This is a genomic window from Micromonospora hortensis, assembly GCF_022230935.1.
GTDB classification, from domain to species: Bacteria; Actinomycetota; Actinomycetes; order Mycobacteriales; family Micromonosporaceae; genus Micromonospora; species Micromonospora hortensis.
On the sequence record NZ_JAKKFE010000027.1, the window covers coordinates 65207 to 82571 of the forward strand.

Below are 17365 nucleotides of genomic sequence, written 5' to 3' on the forward strand. Positions count from 1 at the left end.
GATCGCTGGAGGTTCGTCGTGGCCAGAGGTGCCACCTTCGCCGCGTTGCGCCACCGCAACTACCGGATCTGGGCGCTCGCCGGCTTCGTCTCCGTCATCGGCACCTGGATGCAGGTCCTCGGGGTCAACTGGTACGTCCTGAAGGAAACCGGCTCGGCGACGTCCATGGGCTTCGCCGTGCTGCTCCAGGCGGCGCCCACGCTGCTGCTCAGCGTCTGGGGTGGCGTGCTGGCCGACCGGCTGCCCGCCCGCCCGTTGCTGATCGCCGCGCAGGGCGCCCACGCGGTGCTCGCCGCCGGACTGGCGGCGGTCGCCCTGACCGGGGTCGGCGGCCTGCCGCTGATCTTCGCGATCTCGCTGGCCACCGGTGCCGTCTCGGCCATCGAAGGGCCGGTGATGGGGCGCTGGGCCGCCAGCCTCGTCGACCGGGAGACGCTGGGCAACGCGCTGGCGCTCGGCTCGCTCACCAACTCCGCCGGCCGCATCCTCGGCATGAGCCTCGGCGCCGTGGTGGTGGCCGCCATCGGACCCGCCCTGCTGTTCGGCATCAACGCGGCCAGCTTCGCCGCCGTGGTGGTGGCGCTGTTCGCCGTACGCCCGGGAGCCGTGCCCGGCCTTCCGGTCCCGGACGCCGGCCGGGCCCGGGGCGGTGTCCGGGCCGGGTTCGCCTACCTGCGTGGGCAGCCGGTGCTGCTCCTCGCGCTCGCCCTGTCGTTCGTGCTCGGCAGCCTGGGCCGCAACTACCAGGTGACAATGGCCGCGATGAGCGACGGGCCGCTGAACGCCGGCGCCTCCGGGTACGGCCTGCTGTCGACGGTGTTCGCGGTCGGCACTGTGGTGGGCGCGCTCGTCGCGGCCCGGCGACGTTCCCTGGGCTACCGGACGCTCGTCGTCGCGGGCCTGTTCGCCAGCGGGTTGCAGATCGTCGCCGGCCTCGCACCGGGCACCTGGAGCTTCGCCGCGGTGATCCTGCCGATCGCCGCCGCCGCGGTGGTCATCGACACCACCGTCGGCACCCGCGCCCAGCTCGACACCGACGGCGCGATGCGGGGCCGGGTGCTCGCCGCCCTGGCGGTCACCGGCTCGGTCTCCGCCGCGGTCGGCGCCCCGCTACTCGGCTGGCTCGCCGAACACGCCGGGCCTCGGCAGACGCTCGTCCTCGCCGGAGCTGCGGCGGCGATCGCCACGACGGCGGCGGGCGTCGCCCTGGACCGGCAGCGCGGCCGCACGGCGACCCTCGCGCTTGTCGTCCCGCGACCCCGCCACCCGGTACGACGAGCGGCGTTCCGGGCCGCCCGAATCGTCCGACCCGCCGGTGCGGTCTGCGTCATCGGGCCCGCCGAAGCCGCGGCGGTGCGGTCGGGCGGGGTCCGGCTCCGGGAGTTGGTCACCGCCGGGCCGGTGGCGAACCGCTGAGACGGCGGTCACCCCCCGGCGGCCAGGGCGACCTGAAGATCATCGTTACGCTGCGATCATGGACATTGAGGAGCGGCTACGGCGAACCCGCCGATGGCTGTGGATCGTGCTGATCGGGCTCTTCCTGAGTGGTGTCACCGCGTTTCCGCTGGAGATCGAGGTGCGCTGGCTGCTGCGCGTACTGGATCCGCTCGCCGGCCAACTGCCCGCGCTGGTCGCCTGGATCGAGCGGGTGCACACCGGGCTCGTGACGGCCGGCGAGGACTACCCGTTCCTGCTCTACGGCACCGACTGGTTGGCCTTCGCCCACCTGGTGTTGACGGTGGCCTTCTGGGGGCCGCTGCGCGACCCGGTGCGCAACGTCTGGGTGGTGCAGGTCGGCATGATCGCCTGCGCGGGCATCATCCCGCTGGCGCTGATCTGCGGCCCGATCCGGGACATCCCCTGGTTCTGGACGCTCATCGACCTGTCCTTCGCGGTCGGGGCGTTCCCGCCGCTCTGGTTCGCGTACCGGCACATCCGCGCCATCGAGGCGAGCACGGCGGCGGCGACAGGCGCCCCAGCGGTGCAGTGAGCGCGTCCCGGTAGGCGGCTGCACCTCGCGGCCGGAGACCCCCGCCTGCAGGGCGGGCGCCTCCGACCGACGTGGGATACTAGTGCGACATCAGGTGGTGCGACTCGCGGATCTTGGCCCAGGACTTGGGCTCCGCCGGCGGGGCGGCCTTGCGGGCGGCGCTGGCCACATCGGGTCGGCCGGCGGTGAACAGCCAGGTGGTGAACAGGTCGTCCAGGTCGAGCCCGGAGATCCGCTCGGCCAGGGCCTGGAACTGCTCGATGGTGCCGTTGCCGTAGCGGCGCTCGGCGGTCCAGGTCGGCAGGATCTCGAAGAACGCGTCGTCGCCGACGGCCAGCCGCAGCTGGTGCAGGGTCATCGCGCCCCGGTCGTAGACGGCGTTGTCGAAGACCCGGGCGGCGCCCGGGTCGCCGGGCAGCACCTGCCAGAACTCGTCGTCGGCCGGGTAGCTGGCGTAGGTGAAGTCGAAGACCTCCTGGGCGGTGCCCTCGCCCTGCTCCTCCGACCAGAGCCACTCGGCGTACGAGGCGAAGCCCTCGTTGAGCCAGATGTTGCGCCAGTCGGCCACCGAGACCGAGTCGCCGAACCACTGGTGGGCCAGCTCGTGCGTCACCACGTAGGTGTTGGCGCCGCGTCGCCAGAAGCCCGGTCCGTACACCGGGCGGGTCTGCGTCTCCAGCGCGAAGCTGATGCCGTCGACCGGCCCGGCCACGCCGCCCTGCGCCTCGAACGGGTACGGGCCGAAGATCCCGCTCTCCCAGTCGACGATCTCGGCGGTCCGCTCGATGCTGGCCCGCGCGGCCGGCCCGAGGGCGCCCAGCGAGGTGCTGTACGCGTTGATCACCGGCTGGCCGCTCGGGGCGGTGTCGGTGACGATGTCGTACTGCCCGATGGCCATGAACGCCAGGTAGGTGGCGGTGGGGGAGGTGGTCCGCCAGATCCACCGGGTGCGGTTGCCGGCCTCGGCCAGCGGCGGCCTCGGCTGCACGCCGTTGCTGATCACCTCGACGCCGGTGGGCACCGACACCGAGATGTCGTAGGTGGCCTTGTCCAGCGGGTGGTCGTTGCTCGGGAACCACCACCATGCCGACTCGGGCTCGTTGACGGCGAGGGCGCCGTCGTCGGTGCGCGTCCAGCCGGTGTAGCCGTTGACCAGGGCCTCCGACGGGATACCGGAGTAGCGCACGACGATGGTGAGCTGCTGGCCCCGGGTAACGGTGCGGGCCGGGGTGACCACCAACTCGTGCGCACCAGCGGTGCTGGTGCTCGCCGCCCAACCGTTGACCCGGACCGACTCGACGTCGAGCAGGAAGTCCAGGTTGAACGTCGACAGGTCCGCAGTGGCGGTGGCGAGGATGGTGGTGGTGCCGGTGAGCAGGTCGGTGGCCGGTTCGTAGCGCAGCCGGACGTCGTAGTGCTCGACGTCGTAGCCGCCGTTGCCGTAGTCGGGGAAGTAACTGTCGCCCAGTCCGGGCGCGCCGGGTTGCGGCGCTGCCGAGACGACGGGACGGCCCCAGCCCGTCGGGGCGGCCTGGCCGGGGGTGCCGGCGAGCATGGTGCCGGCGGTGGTGAGGGTCAGGGCGGTGGTGGCCGCCGTGAGGACTCGTCGCACGGGGTGGACTCCCTCCATCGGGTGTTCGCCAGGTCAACCTAATCGACAACTGTGAACGTCGCCGGCCCGCCACACCCATCGGCGGTCGTCGCGCTCTGGCGTGCCTTGCACCGCAAGGTCACACTGTGTTGATCGGAGGTGACACGTGCGGCGCTCGGAGTTGCCCAAGCGAGAGTTGATCGGCCAACGGCAGTCGACGGCGGGCCGGGAACGGCTGCCGGCCGGCGGCTTGGAGTTGTTCGCGCTGCTCGCCCGGCTGCTGCGGCGACCCCGTCGCGGTGACCGTCGGCTGCCGCTGCTGTGGCTGGTCCGCTCCGACACAGCGGATCTGATGGTGCCGCTGCGCCGGTTCCTCGGCCAGGGCCCCCGGCGGCGGGTCCCGCACGCCGTGCTGGACGCCGACGCGCCACCCGGCGCCGGGGACGTGCCGGCGCTGCTGCGCGAGCTGCACCGGCAGCTCTCCCTGGAGGCCTTCGGCGCCGCCCGGCTGCGCTTCCGGCACTATCCGCTCGCCGAATGGCTGATGCAGCAGAGCCTCAGCCTGGGCATCGACGCCGACGACAGCCGCGCCGCCCTGGTCCGCCGCCTGCGCGACCGCAGGGGCCCGCGCACGCCGGAGGCGTTGCCCTCCGGCGGCGACGCGGTCAGCATCGTCTCCCAGGTGCTGCTCTGGCTGGTCCGTCGGGCCGTGCCGGGGGTGGTCTTCCGGGCTGCCGTCTCCGGTCGGGTGCCGGTGCTCGGGCGGCACTACAACTGGTTCATGCGCCAGCAGTACCTGGCGCCCCGGCAGTCGGTCACCTTCCTCGGCTTCGCCGAGCGCCTCACCGCGGGCTGGCGCGACGGGGAGCAACCCGATCAGGTCAACAAACTGCTGCTGCACGCGTTTCTGGAGGACCTGCGGCAGGCGTACCGGCGTCGGCCGTGGCGCCCGTCGGACTGGCGGCGCACCGCGTACCCGGCTCTGCTGATCGACAACGTCGCCCCCGGCAACGTCGGCGGGGAGCTGGTCCGCCTGATCGGCGACGTCCGTACCGAGACCGGCCGCAACGACCCACTGCTCGTCATCGCGTCCGGCGGGCAGCCCCCACCGGAACTGCCCGAGCCGCACCCGTTGACCGAGGCCGACGAGGCGTTCGACGAGTGGGTCGACGCGCTGCCGGAGATGCGCCGCCTGCGCCGCCCGGCCGCCTGGCTCGTGGCGCTGCGCCCCGACGACACCGACACCGGCCCACCCTCCCGCGCCGGAGTGCGGCCCTTCTCCGCACCCGACCCGCCCTGGTGGTCACGGCGCTTCCTGCCGGCGGCTCTCTGCCTGCTGTTGGTGGCGGCGCTGGGCGTGTGGGTGGGCAGCCGGTGGGGGCCGGGCTGCCACCCGTCGCTCACCGGCGGCCGGATCTCAGTCGAGGTGGTCGGCAAGGGCGAGTGTGTCGGCTACAGCGACAGCGCCGCGCAGGTGTTCAACAACGACCCCGGCCAGGAGGGGCTGCGGACCGTCCAGCGGCGCATCTTCGCGCAGAACCGCGCCGCCGAGGAGGTCTGGCAGCGCAGCGACCAGCGCCGTCCCTTCCTCACCCTGGTCTACCTGGGCACCCTGACCGGCAATCTGACCCGCGCGGACGAGGAGTCGTACGTCTCCGAGCGGGAGGAGCTGGAAGGGATGGCCACCGCCCAGTACGCGTTGCTGAAGGAGTCGGCCGGCGCCGACGGCGCCGCGCTGCTGCGGATCGTGGTGGCCAACGGTGGCCGCCAGATGATCTACGCCGACCGGGCGGTGGCGATGCTGGCCGAGCTGGCCCGGGACGACCCCACGCTGCTCGGGGTGGTCGGGCTGGTGGAGAGCCGCACCAGCACCGCCCGCGCGCTGCGCGAACTGAACCAGGTCGGGTTGCCGGTGCTGGCGCCCACCCTCTCCGCCGACAAGATGGACGCCAACTCGCGCCTCTACCTCCAGATCTCCGCGCCGAACAAGGACCAGGTGAAGCTTGTCGACGCGTACGCCAAGCAGGTGCTGAAGGTCAACGAGGCGCACGTCTTCTACACCACACTGGAGGGCAGCACACTCACCGAGGACCTCTACGTGGGCACCCTCGTCGACGGGCTCCGACAACAGTTCGGCCCCCGGATCACCCGCCTCGACGAGTGGCGCACCGGGCAGCGGCTGACCGACGAGTGCGGCTACACCGGGATGCTCTTCTACGCGGGCCGATGGTCGGAGTTCGACGGTTTCCTGCGGGCGCTGCGCGAGTGCGGCGGCAACCCGCCCCGACACCTCGTCGCCGACGACTCGGCCAACCGGTACATGGCCAACCCGGGGCTACGCGCCGCCGCGCCCGGCAACCTGCCCGTCACGTACGTCTCCAAGGCGTCCCTGGCCACCTGCGCGGCGCTGCGGGCCGCCCAGGACCGGCGCGACGACGACGCGCGGGCCAGTTTCCTGGCCTGGATCCAGGCCGACGACCTGCTCGACCCGCCACGCTGCCGGCCGGGTGCCGAGGAGGAGCAGGTCGGCGAGCGGGTCAGCCTCGCCTACGACGCGTCGATGATGCTGGTCCGGGCGGTGGAGAGCCTCGCCGCCCGGCTGCACCACGCCGACCCCCGGCAACGGTGGGAACCGGATTCGGTCAACCCGGTGGGCGTGCACGCGGAGGTGCTCCGGCAGAACGCCGGGCAGGGCTACCCGGGGGTGGCCGGGCTGATCCGGTTCACGCCCGACTCGGGGGAGCCGGTCGACAAGCGGCTGGCCCTGATGCGGGTGGAGCAGGTGCCCGACGTGGCGAGGGCGCCGGTGGAGGTGTTCCGCTGCGGGGCGGCCGACGCGTCCGGCCCGGCGGCGTGCGGCCCCGCCTGACCGGTCCGGCGTGACACGTCCTCGCAGGACTGTCCGGGTGCCGCCGGTGTCCGTTAGGGTTCCTGGGACCAGGCGGCCGTGGCGTTGGGGGCAGAGGGTGGGCAGGCTCGCGTCGGCGTACGGGCAGGCGGTCAACTCCCACCGGGCGGCTCGCGCGCATCTGGACACCGCCCGCAGCGCCCTGGGGGCGGCACCGACCACCGTCACGCCGGCCGGCGGGGACGACCTGGTGACCCGCCTCGCCCGCCTCGGTGCTGCCCTGGCCACCCCCGCCCCGGGCGTCACCCCGCTGACCGACGAGCCGGCAGCGGTACGGATCGGCGAGGCGTCCACAGCGGACGGCGCCTTTCCGGTGCTGGTCCCGCTCGGCGGCGGCCACCACCTCGCAGTGGACACCGACGCCCGGGACCCGCAGGTCGCCGGGCTGCTGCGGGCGTTGGTGCTCCGGCTGGTCGCCACCGCGCCGCCCGGTCAGGTCCGCGTCGCCGGCATCGACACCGCCGCGCTCGGGGCCACCTTCGGCCCGCTGCGACCACTGCTCGACGCCGGGGTGCTCGACCCGCCGGCCACCAGCGAGGCCGAGGTGGCCGCGCTGGTGGACGCCGCCGAGCAGCACGCCCGCGCCGCGCAGCACGACCAGCCCACCGGCCGTCGCCTGTTGGTGGTGGTCGCCACCGCCGCGCCGCCGCCGCGCGAGCTGGCCCGCCTCGCCGCGCTCACTCACGCCGGCCCGGCCGCCGCCGTGTGTGTGCTGCTCGCCGGCCACCCGTCCCGGCTGCCCGGCGAGACCGCGCCGCCGCTGGGCGGCACCACAGCGGTGCGGCTCAACCAGGGGTACGCGCACGTCGGCGACCCGCCCGGCACGCCGTTCAGCGCCGACGGCAGCGGGCTCGCCGCACCCGTCCTGCTCGACGGCGACCCGCCGCCGGCCTCGGTACGCGCCCTCGCCGAGCACCTCGGCACCGCCACCCGTCGCGCCGACGCGTTGCCCTTCACCGACCTGCTGCCCGAGCAGCGCTGGGCCGAGTCCGCCGGCAACGGCCTGCGGACGGTGATCGGCCGGGCCGGCGGCACCGCGCTGACGCTCGCCTTCGACGACGCCACCCCGCACTGGCTGGTGGGCGGGCGCACCGGCGCCGGCAAGACGGTCTTCCTGCTCGACGTCCTCTACGGGTTGGCCGCCCGCTACTCGCCGGCCGAGTTGCAGCTCTACCTGCTCGACTTCAAGGAGGGCGTCAGCTTCACCGAGTTCGTGCCCACCGGCCGGGACCCGTCCTGGCTGCCGCACGCCCGCGCCGTCGGCATCGAGTCCGACCGAGAGTACGGTCTCGCCGTGCTGCGCGAGCTGCGCCGGGAGGCGCAGCGCCGGGCCACCGCACTCAAACGGCACGGTGTCACCAAGCTCGCCGACCTGCCCCCGGACAATCCGCTGCCGCGCATCGTGACGGTCATCGACGAGTTCCACGTGCTGCTCGCCGGCAACGACGCGCTGGCCCGCGAGTCGGTCGACCTGCTGGAGGAGTTGGCCCGCAAGGGCCGCTCGTACGGCATCCACCTGGTGCTGGCCAGCCAGAGCATGACCGGCATCGAAGCCCTCTACGGGCGGGCCGAGGCGATCTTCGGGCAGTTCGCGTTGCGGGTGGCGCTGCCCGGCGGCGGCGGGGTGCTCGACCAGCTCAACGACGCCGCCGCGGCCCTGCCGATCGGCTCCGCCGTCGTCAACACCGCCGCCGGCGCGGTCGGCGCCGACACAGTGCTGCGCTTCCCCGACGCGCACGCCGCCACTGCGGACCTCGCCGCCCTGCGCCACGACCTGTGGCAGGCCCGCCCGCAGGGCTCGCGGGCCCCAGCGGTCTTCAAGGGGTACGAAGCGGCGCGGATCGAGGACGACAGCACGTTCGCCGGGCTGCGGCCCGGTGGTAGACGCCCGATGGCCCTGGTCGGCCGAACCGTCGACGTGCACGGCACCACAGCACTGTTCCTGATGGACACCACACCCGGCCGGCACCTCGCCGTGGTCGGCACCGCACCGACCGGCGCGGATGTGCTGCGCGCCGCGACGCTCAGCCTGGCCCGCCAGCACACCCCCGGCGACGCGCGCTTCCACCTGGCCTGCCTGGTCGACGTCGCCGATCCGGTCGCCGACGACACCGAGACGCTGCTGCGGGCCGCCGGTCACCCCGTGCGGCGCCTCGACGCGGCCGGGCTACGCGACCGGATCGCCGCGCTCGCCGCCGAACCCACCGGCCGCGAATACCTTGTGGTGTTCGGCATGGACGCCGCCGCGCCCGTCCTCGCTGCCACCGACCCCGGCACGTTCCGCTCCGGCCTGGACGACCTGCGTACCGTCCTGCGTCAGGGCCCCGCGCACGGGGTGCACCTGCTCGGCTGGTGGCGGGGGCTGCGCCGGCTCGCCGACGACCTCGGCGGCACCCAGAATCGCGACGACGTCGCCTGCCTGGTCGCGCTCAACGTGCCCGGCGCCGAACTGGCCCTACACCTCGGAGCGCACGACCTGACCTACACGCCCCGCCCCGACCGGGCGCTGCTGATCGACCGGCACGACCAGCGCACCCGGCTGATCGTCCCGTTCGTCGGCGACGGGCACGACCCCGACGGGGAGCGGTGACAGTGTCCTTCGAGGAGTACGCGGCGCTGGCCCGGCAACTTTCCGCCCAGCACCGCGCCGGGGAACAGCACGCCGCCGCCGAGTCCGCGCGCCGCCGCGACCTGCACGCCGCCGTCGACTACCTCCAGCAGCGGCTGAACGCCCAGGGGCAGCGCCTCGACCATCTCGGCCGAGCCATCGGAATCGACCAACCATCCCCTGCCCCCAGTGCGGGCCCTGGCGCGGGCCCAGGCCCGGGTGCGGGACAGGGAACGGGGACGCCAGGCGAGACCGCCGCCTGGCCCGGCTCGCCGTCCGGCGCCGGATCGCCCTCGGCTCCCGGCTCCGGTCCGTCTCCCGCTGCCGGCTCCGGCCCGCCCTCCGCTTCCAGCTCCGGCCCGCCCTTCGCTGCCGGCGCTCCCACAGTGCCCGGAACCGGGGACGGGGAACCCGCCGGCGCAGCCGGCGCGCCGGGGCGGGCGGGGGTCGGGGCGTACCCCCAGTTGCCGGCGGGGGAGGCGCGGCTGGCGCTGCCGACGGCGGTCAGCCCGGCGGGCGGCGGGGTGCCCGCGCAGCGTGCGGCGGCGGCCGACCCGGCGGTGGAGTTGGAGCTGGCCCGGCGGATGGCCGACGAGGCCGACCGGCACGGGCAGCAGGCGGAGTTGCTGGCCCAGCGGCCGGCGCTGTTGCCGACGTGGTCGCCGCTGGCGCGGGCGGTTGCCGTCTACGCCGGGTGCGGCGCGGCGGCCGGGGTGCTCGTGCTGATGCTGGTGCTCGCCTCCGGTGTCGGTCTGGTGGACGGGTTCACTCTCGGCGCGTGGATCTGCGCGGGGTTGCCGGCGGTGGCGTTCTTCGGCGGCTACCTGGTGCTGGGCCGCTGGGGGCGGCCGGCGATGGTCGCCGGCACCCCGCCGCGGTACCTGCCGCTCGGGTTCCTGATCTGTTTCCTGGTGGTGCCGATGGCCTACTGCGCGTACCTGCTGATGGTCCGCGGCCTGCGCTGATGGCCGATCTGGCATCCGGTCTGCGCTTCGCCGCGCAGCCGGTCGTCAGCGTATTCGTGCCGGGCGTCCCGGCCCGGGTGCCGGAGTTCGCCGGTGGTGGCGCCGTGCCGCTCGACGTGCGAACGTATCCCCTTGAGCGGGACGATCCGTATGCCCGCGTCACCGAGTACGACCTGGTCTTCGACGAGCTACCACCGCTCCTGCACCGCTATCTGGCCCACTGCCTGCGGGTCGCCTGCGCCGCCGGTAACACAGTGGTCTGGCTCGGCTTCGAAAGGCTCGTTCCACTTCGAGCACCTCCTCACCGAGGCAGTCGCGCCGCAGGTGTACGGGGTCTGCGCGCCCGGCGCCGAACCTGTCGTGGCCCCGGATCTGCGAACCCTCGGAACACCGGAGTGGCGACTGGTCGTCACTGCCCACGGGAGCCTGCTGTAGGGCGAGAACTCTGCCGCGCCTACGCGTTGACCCCGGCTCGGCTGGTCCCGGTCATGATCCACTCGTCTTTCCGGAATTCACGTCCGGTGAACTTGCGCCGGGCGACAAACTGCCGTCGACGTCTGAGCTGTGCCGTCAGCACGACGTCTCGGCCATCGTCGTTCGTCAGGCCATCAACGCGCTCAAGATCGAGGGCTTGGTCGAGGGCGTCGGTGGCGTCGGCGTGTTCGTCGCCGAGCGCTGGACCGCCCCGATTTCGTGGCGTCACTCCAAATCTTGGACAGTTTCCGTTACGAGCTGACGGAAACTGTCCAAGATCTCGATCGGCAAGCGTCCCAGTCAGGGTTCAGGGAACAGAATCTGGCGAAGCCGCTGGCTGGGGTGACCACTGTCCACGAGGTGACCCGGGAGCGAGTGGATGGTCGCGCTGGGTGCGCGGATCTCGTACGCTCCCATGTGGTCTCCGCCGGTGCGGTGGCGGAGGCGATGGTGGATCACGGGGAGGTGCGCGTGAGCGCAGCACAGATCATCGCGAGGTTGGCGGCGGCGTCGCAGAAGCTGGACGAGGCGAAGGCCAAGACCGCAGCGGCAGCACAGGACGCGGCCGAGGCGCGGGCACTCGTCGCCGGTGCGCTGGAAGGCGTAGCCGCCGGTCCGCTGGTCGGCATGATCGACTCGTACCGTCAGGCGCTCGCACAGGCTTCCCAGGGTGGCGACCCGGCCAAGCAGCATGTGCAGGAGACGATCGCCAAGGTTCGAGCGCTGGGAAACTGACCGCGGGTGGTTCAACTACCTGGACAAGGTGGAGGCAGCCATTGAGGCGGCGGGGTGACCGGCGTGCCTGCGCGGGTCACCTGCGACGGTGGCGAGCCGGACGGGGTGTTGACCAGCGAGGTCAAGGTGTACGGCGATGGCGGCGACCTTCCGGTCATCCGCTTTCCTGGCTAGAGCCCTCGACTTGCCGGTTCAGCGGGTGATGCGGAACGTCTGCTCGAACCGCGGTCCGCCACAGCCCACGTCGCCGCACAGGTCGAAGCCTCCGCTGATCAGGGCCACACCGGGCTTGATGACGAGGCCGCCACCCTCCACCCACGCCCGCCCGGTCGCGATCTGCGGCTGGCCGGTGCAGTGGACAGGACCCCAACCGGAGGCGTACGCGACCCTGTCGCCCGACCGTTGTCGAATGATCAGCTCGACGCCACCGGACAGGCCGGATTGGCAGGTCACGGCGACGCTGACGTCCACGGCGACGCCGCGCGCGACCAGGGTCGCGGACGTGACCTCGCCGTCACTTGCCGCGCTGGCGGGTGTGGGCGCCAGCACCACGAACAGTGACAGCCCGAGTAGTGCGATGGTGGTGATGATGCGGCGCACGACGGTTCTCCTTGCCGGAGTGGGTGCTTACCTGGAGTCACCCTAGCCCTCTCCGACAGTGACGGAGATCAATTGGCGGGAGATTCTTTCCGGGGTGCCCGTTCGATGACGACGACCGGGATCTCGCGGTCGGTCTCCTTCGCGTAGCGGGCGTACGTCGGGAAGACCTTCGTCATCACCGGCCACAGCCGGACGCGCTCCTCGCCGGTCGCGGTCCGGGCCCGGCCCGTGATCCGCTCCGCGCCGACCTGGATCTCCACCGCCGGGTCGGCGCTCAGGTTCAGGTACCAGGCGGGGTGCGTGGCCGCGCCGCCGTTGGACGCCACCAGCAGGTAGTTGTCGCCGTCGCGCCCGTACATCAGGGCCGTGCGGCGCAGCGTGCCCGATCGGCGTCCGCGGGTGGTGAGCAGCAGCGAGGGTACGCCGTGGAAGGTGCCCCCATCCGCGCCGTCGGTCCGCACGTAGCGCCGGATGTGGCTGGCGACCCAGCCGACCGGGCTGTCCTCGACCGTCTCGTTCTGCTCGTGTGTGGTCACACCATCGCCTCCATCGTCGAGCCCGGACGGTCGAACGGGGTGTCGATCATACGCGGGGCTTGTGCGGTGGCCGGCGCTCAAGAGGGTGCCGGCGGTCGTGGTGGAACGTGATGCCTGGGAGTCATCGTGATGACTCACAGGCATCAGGCTCTCCAGGGACATGGCCTCCCGGGACCGCAGGGACCGAACCGGCGGGGAAGGGTCAGCCGCGTGAGCGCGGCAGGCAGCACTTCTTGTACTTGGCGCCGGACCCGCACCAGCAGGTGTCGTTGCGGCCGGGCGGCCAGGCTGTCACGCCCGACTCGTCGAGGCTGTCGGCGTACTCGTCGAGGGTTTCCTCGCTGGTGGGGTCGCTGCCGGTGCGTTCGGCGAAGGCAGCCAGGTCGGTGACGGTGCCGACGACCACGCCCAGGTCGGCGCCGCCCATCCCGGAGGCGTCGACGAGGGCGCGTTCGATCTGGGCGCGGTGCTCGTCCCAGGTGGCGGGGTAGCTGTCGACGAGGGCGGGCCAGCGCAGCAGCAGCGCGGTGAACTCCGCCTGCGGCCAGAACAGCAGCGTCGCCGGGCCGTCGTCGAGGGCGTCGAGCGCGTGGGTGCTCGCGGCGCGCAGCCGGTCGGCGAGGGTGTCGTACTCGTCGTGGGGTAGGCCCATTTCCTCGCGCAGGTTGTGCCGCCGCTGGGCCAGGCCGTAGATCATGGCGGCGGCCTCGTCCTGGGCGTCCTCGGATTCGTGCTGTTGGGTCCGCGTCCGTTCCAGGATGGCGCCCAGTGCCCCGGTGAGCCATTCCAACGCCGTGTCGCTGCGGTCGGACTCGGCCAGTTCGTCGACCACGTACGTGGCCGCGGGGTCGGTCTCCAGCAGCGGACGCAGGGCGGTCAGCTCGGCCATGCCCTCGTCCGTCCGGTCGAGGCGCAGCAGCAGACCGCCGCGCACCGCTCGGGCGTACGCGTTGTCGTCCGGCTGCTCGGCGATGGCGCGGGTGGCGAGGGCGAGTGCGTCGGCCAGGTCGCCGGCCTGTTCCAGGATGTCCGCGGCGACCAGCAGGGCGTACCCGGTGTCGGCGGGATCCGCGACCCGCCCCTCGTCGACGGCGCCCACCAGTTCGGCGACGAGCGCGGCCGGGTCGGGGCTCTCGAAGCCGAGGGCGCCGATCTCTTCGATGCGGTCGGCGGTCAGCAACTCGGACATGGGCGCATCCTGAAAGACGACTGTCGGTGGGTGGGGGAGCGGCCAGCGTACTCCCGGACAGGCAGCAGCCCGGGCGGCGAACCGCCCGGGCTGCTGCACGTTGCCTCAGCGGGTCGCTGGCATGGTGGCGAACTCGCCGGCTAGCTCCGACTCGACGATCGTCGCGGCGGACGGCCGGCGACCGGCCGACGGCCGCCGGGCGGACGGGACGGCGAGGGCCGCGAGCGCGGCGGCCAGGGCGATCGCCGTGAGGACGAGAAACCCCATGGTGAAGCCGGCCTCCCGGGGCAGGCCGTTGGCCTGCGGGTGGGCGGTGATCACGCCGCTGACCACTGCCGCGCCGATCGCGCCGCCGATGGTGCGGATGTTGGCGTTCATACCGGTCGCCACGCCGGTCTGGCTGGCCGGCACGCTGGCGACGATCAGGTTGGCCATCGACGCGAAGGCCAGGCCGATGCCGAGGCCGACCAGGCCACCGGCGATGGCGACCTCCCAGCGGGTGTCGTGTGCGGTGGCGAGCATCGCGGAGGCGGCCACGTTGAAGGTGGCACCGGTGGCGAGCTGCGCCTTGGCGCTGAAGACGGCCTGGAGTCGCCCGGCGATGACCCCGGCGACGAACATCGCGCTGACCATCGGGAGCATGAGCAGTCCGGCCTGGCTGATGCTCGCGCCGAAGCCGTAACCGGCGGCGGTCGGGGTCTGCAGGAACTGCGGGAGGAACGCGTACATGGAGAACATCGACGCGCCGTAGAGCAGGGCGACCAGGTTGGTGGTCCAGACGCCGGGCAGGCGCATCATCCGCATGTCGATCAGCGGGTTGTTGGACCGCAGTTCGGTGACCAGCCAGCCGACCAGCAGCACCACTGCCAGTGCCAGCAGACCGAGCACCCGGGTGGAGGTCCAGCCCCAGGCGGCGCCCTGGCTGATCGGCAGCAGCAACGCGACAAGCCAGCCGGAGAGCAGCAGTGTGGCGCGCCAGTCGATGCGACCGGGTGTACGGACCGGCGACTCGGGCACGAACAGGTGCGCGGCCACGGCGGTCAGCCCGACCACGACCATCGGGATCCAGAACAGCCAGCGGTAGTCCAGCGTGCTGACGATCGGACCGGCCAGCACGATGCCCAGGCCACCGCCGACGGCGACGATCGCCGAGATGGCGGCCACGGCGGTGGAGACCCGTGCGGCCGGGAACTCGTCGCGGATGATGCCGAAGGACAGGGGGAAGACCGCTCCGCCGATGCCCTGCACGACCCGGGCGAGGATGAGGATGCCGATGTTCGGCGCGATGGCGGCCAGCAGGCAGCCGAGGGCGAGGGCGGCGAGCGAGACGACGAGCATCCGCTCCTTGCCGACCATGTCGCCGACGCGTCCGAGGATCGGCGTGAAGATCGACGCGCTGAGCAGGTAGGCGGTCAGGACCCAGGTCACTGTGTTCTGGGAGGTGTGCAGGTCCTGCTGGATGGTCGGCAGCACCGGGGTGATCAGCGACTGGAGCATCGCGAAGAACCCGGCGCCGGCCGCGAGCACGGTGAAGGTGAGCCGACGCGAGCTGCGTCGGGAGGTCACTGCCACGAGAGAAAGCTCCCTGATTACGTACGGGAATGAAGTCTTGTCGCCCGTCGTCTGCGACGGGGTGGTCTGTCGGGGTCCGGGCGATCGGGTGGCCAGGCGGCGATCGGGCGGGTCCCGAGGTAGAGTAACCGGAGGCAGGCCTCCGGGATTCCGGAGGGGTGCCTCCGCTAAGCTAGCGGAGGGCATCCTCCGGATGCAAGTAGAGTGAGGTGACGCACGTCATGACCAGTGCGGGGCAGGCGCCCGAGGTCTTCGCCCAGCGGCCCAAGCGGGCCGACGCGCGGCGTAACTACGACGCCCTGATCGCGGCGGCACGTGAGGCGTTCGCCGAGAACGGCGCCGCCGCCTCCCTGGAGGACGTGGCCCGCCGGGCCGGCGTGGGCATCGGCACGCTCTACCGCAACTTCCCGACCCGCCGGCACCTGTTCGAGGCCGTCTACATCGAGGAGGTCCGAGCGCTGTGCCACTCCGCCGAGGGGCTGGCCGAGCTGCCACCCTGGGACGCGCTCGTCGCCTGGCTGCACCGCTTCGTCGCGTACGTCGCCACCAAGCGGGCGCTCGCCGAGCAACTGCTGCACGACTCCGAGATCTTCACCAGCTGCCGGGCGGAGATCTTCTCCGCCGGTGAGCCGCTGATGCGCCGCGCACAGGCCGCCGGGGTGGTCCGGAACGACATCGGCTTCGACGACGTGGTGCGGCTGATCAGTGGTCTCACCATGGCCCAGTTCCCGTCGCCCGAGCAGCGTGACAGGGTCCTCGGCGTGGCCCTGGACGGCCTGCGCCCGCCAGCCACGCCACGCTGACGGCCCAGCCCGCCACGCCACACTGACGACCGGTCAGCGGTCGACCAGCAGCAGCCACTCGTCGTCGAGGCGTTCCACTGTCGTGCCCGCCGGCCAGCGGTGACCACTGTCGGCCACCGCCCGGGCCTGCTCGACCTGAGGTGGCCGGCTGAACTGCGTGTCACGGAAGCTGGCCATGCTGTGGAACCGGGCCCGGCCGAAGTTCGCGGCGTCGACGAAGCGGGCCCTGTCGAACAGTGCCTCCGCGCCGAACACCGTCCAGCGGAACAGCGCCATGTTCGTGAAACGGACCGAGTGGAAGGTGGCCGACCGACCGAACTCGGTGTGCTCCATCGACAGGGCGCCGTCGAAGACGGCGTCCCGGAACGTGGCCGCGTCCTCGAAGCGGGTGGCGTCGAAGCTGGTCGGCTGGCCGAAGGTCACCCGGCAGAACGAGGTCGGGCCGGTGAAGCTGGCTCGCCGGCAGGACAGGCCGCCGACAAACGCGGCGTCATCGACGTTGATCTCGCCGCCGACGCGAACGCCGTCGAGCATGACCTCGTCCTCGGCCAGGAACCGTTCGAAGACCACGTCACCGAAGGTCGCCGCCCCGAGCAGGAGACGCCCGCGCGCCGTCGCGCCCGCGAAGGTGGTCGTACCGGTGAACACCGCCTCGGTGAAGGTCGCGTCGACGAGCGTGCAGCCGGCGGCGTCGAAGTCGACGAGCGTGGCGCCGGCCAGGTCGAGCCTCAGCTCCGGCCAGTGCGCCGCGTCGTCCGCGCGCAGGTGCCGGGTGAGCACGCGCTGCGCGCTGCGTCGGACCTCCGTCTCGCGCGGCTCGCCGTTTGGCGCCGGCATCCGCAGGTACGCGCAGAGCACCGCCGCGATCGTCGGGCGCTGCCCCGGGTTGTCCTGACCGAGGCGCTCCAACGCGTGCAGGCCGCCGAGGCGTACCGCAGCGCTGTCGTTGCCGAGCAGCTCGACCGCCCGGGTGTACAGCTCGGTCAGTCGGCGCTCCGCCGCGTCGTGCTCGGCGGCCCCGGACTGCCGGTCCTGGTGGCGCTGCGCGGCCTCGGCCACCGCCTCGGCGTGCGCCTGCACCCGGTCCCGGTGCACCTCGTCCCGTGCGGCGACGCTCTCCTGGTGCCGCTGCGCGCGTTCGGTGATCCACTGGCGGCGGGCAGCGAGTAGCAGCGCGAGCCCTCCTCCGGTGCCGGCGACGACGGTCAGGCCGGTGCGGATCGCGTCGATGCGCAGTGTGGCGCGGGTGTCGGGTTGGCTGGCCCGGTCGGCTTCGGTGAGCAGCAGGTCGAGCACCAGCCAACCCAGGGCGATGGCGACCAGCAGGCCGACCAGGACCAGCCACCACGGCATCACCCGCAGCTCGCGCTCGGTGGGTTCGTCGACAGCCACGG

13 protein-coding genes and 1 pseudogene are annotated in these 17365 nt (G+C 72.8%); 8 read left to right on the forward strand and 6 right to left on the reverse strand.

What is annotated here, in order from left to right; all coding sequences use genetic code 11:
* Positions 1-18 precede the first annotated feature (18 nt).
* Positions 19-1416, forward strand: a complete 1398-nt coding sequence (locus NIE111_RS21090) for an MFS transporter (RefSeq protein WP_238686033.1) — start codon at positions 19-21, stop codon at positions 1414-1416.
* 58 nt (positions 1417-1474) lie between these two features.
* Positions 1475-1990 carry a hypothetical protein gene (locus NIE111_RS21095; protein WP_238686034.1) on the forward strand — a complete coding sequence of 172 codons (516 nt, stop codon included), beginning with the start codon at positions 1475-1477 and terminating at the stop codon, positions 1988-1990.
* A gap of 79 nt (positions 1991-2069) precedes the next feature.
* Here the strand turns inward: NIE111_RS21095 and NIE111_RS21100 are convergent, their stop codons facing one another.
* A complete protein-coding gene (locus NIE111_RS21100) occupies positions 2070-3602 on the reverse strand; it encodes a M1 family metallopeptidase (protein WP_238686035.1) in 1533 nt (510 codons plus the stop codon).
* Between the two features lie 145 nt (positions 3603-3747).
* Between NIE111_RS21100 and NIE111_RS21105 the strand changes: the two genes are divergently transcribed.
* The 5 genes and pseudogenes from NIE111_RS21105 (at position 3748) to NIE111_RS21125 (ending at position 11271) form a co-directional block, all read left to right on the forward strand.
* A complete protein-coding gene (locus NIE111_RS21105; RefSeq protein ID WP_238686036.1) occupies positions 3748-6450 on the forward strand; it encodes a type 1 periplasmic-binding domain-containing protein in 2703 nt (900 codons plus the stop codon).
* 97 nt (positions 6451-6547) lie between these two features.
* Complete coding sequence (locus NIE111_RS21110; protein WP_238686037.1) at positions 6548-9079, forward strand: FtsK/SpoIIIE domain-containing protein; 2532 nt, start codon at positions 6548-6550, stop codon at positions 9077-9079.
* Positions 9076-10062 (forward strand): hypothetical protein, encoded by a 987-nt coding sequence (locus NIE111_RS21115; RefSeq protein ID WP_238686038.1) that lies wholly within the window; start codon positions 9076-9078, stop codon positions 10060-10062. Before NIE111_RS21110 ends, NIE111_RS21115 begins: the two co-directional genes overlap by 4 nt.
* A gap of 517 nt (positions 10063-10579) precedes the next feature.
* Positions 10580-10798, forward strand: a pseudogene (locus NIE111_RS21120) (GntR family transcriptional regulator); the annotation flags it as partial.
* A gap of 209 nt (positions 10799-11007) precedes the next feature.
* The gene (locus tag NIE111_RS21125; protein WP_030489032.1) at positions 11008-11271 is read left to right on the forward strand and encodes a DUF6244 family protein; all 264 of its coding nucleotides are present in this window, start codon (positions 11008-11010) and stop codon (positions 11269-11271) included.
* Positions 11272-11463: 192 nt separating this feature from the next.
* On the opposite strand, the gene NIE111_RS21130 is transcribed toward NIE111_RS21125, so the two are convergent.
* The 4 genes from NIE111_RS21130 to NIE111_RS21145 form a co-directional block, all read right to left on the reverse strand.
* On the reverse strand, positions 11464-11871 hold the full coding sequence (locus NIE111_RS21130) for a hypothetical protein (RefSeq protein WP_238686039.1): 408 nt from the start codon (positions 11869-11871) through the stop codon (positions 11464-11466).
* Positions 11872-11939: 68 nt separating this feature from the next.
* Positions 11940-12407: a nitroreductase family deazaflavin-dependent oxidoreductase gene (locus tag NIE111_RS21135; protein WP_238686040.1), complete on the reverse strand. Its 468-nt coding sequence runs from the start codon at positions 12405-12407 to the stop codon at positions 11940-11942.
* A 202-nt stretch (positions 12408-12609) separates the two neighbouring features.
* On the reverse strand, positions 12610-13596 hold the full coding sequence (locus tag NIE111_RS21140; RefSeq protein WP_238686041.1) for an SEC-C domain-containing protein: 987 nt from the start codon (positions 13594-13596) through the stop codon (positions 12610-12612).
* Positions 13597-13701: 105 nt separating this feature from the next.
* Positions 13702-15168 (reverse strand): MFS transporter, encoded by a 1467-nt coding sequence (locus NIE111_RS21145; RefSeq protein ID WP_238686042.1) that lies wholly within the window; start codon positions 15166-15168, stop codon positions 13702-13704.
* A gap of 221 nt (positions 15169-15389) precedes the next feature.
* On the opposite strand from NIE111_RS21145, the gene NIE111_RS21150 reads away from it, so the two are divergent.
* Positions 15390-15971, forward strand: a complete 582-nt coding sequence (locus tag NIE111_RS21150; RefSeq protein ID WP_238686043.1) for a TetR/AcrR family transcriptional regulator — start codon at positions 15390-15392, stop codon at positions 15969-15971.
* A gap of 33 nt (positions 15972-16004) precedes the next feature.
* Here the strand turns inward: NIE111_RS21150 and NIE111_RS32310 are convergent, their stop codons facing one another.
* A complete protein-coding gene (locus tag NIE111_RS32310; protein ID WP_238686044.1) occupies positions 16005-17363 on the reverse strand; it encodes a pentapeptide repeat-containing protein in 1359 nt (452 codons plus the stop codon).
* Between the last annotated feature and the right edge of the window lie 2 nt (positions 17364-17365).

What these genes read in the sequence shown, in the direction of transcription:
- NIE111_RS21095 (WP_238686034.1), top strand. Translation starts at nt 1,475, where the DNA reads ATGGACATTGAGGAGCGGCTACGGCGAACCCGCCGATGGCTGTGGATC.
- NIE111_RS21140 (WP_238686041.1), bottom strand. Translation starts at nt 13,596, where the DNA reads ATGTCCGAGTTGCTGACCGCCGACCGCATCGAAGAGATCGGCGCCCTC.
- NIE111_RS21150 (WP_238686043.1), top strand. Translation starts at nt 15,390, where the DNA reads ATGACCAGTGCGGGGCAGGCGCCCGAGGTCTTCGCCCAGCGGCCCAAG.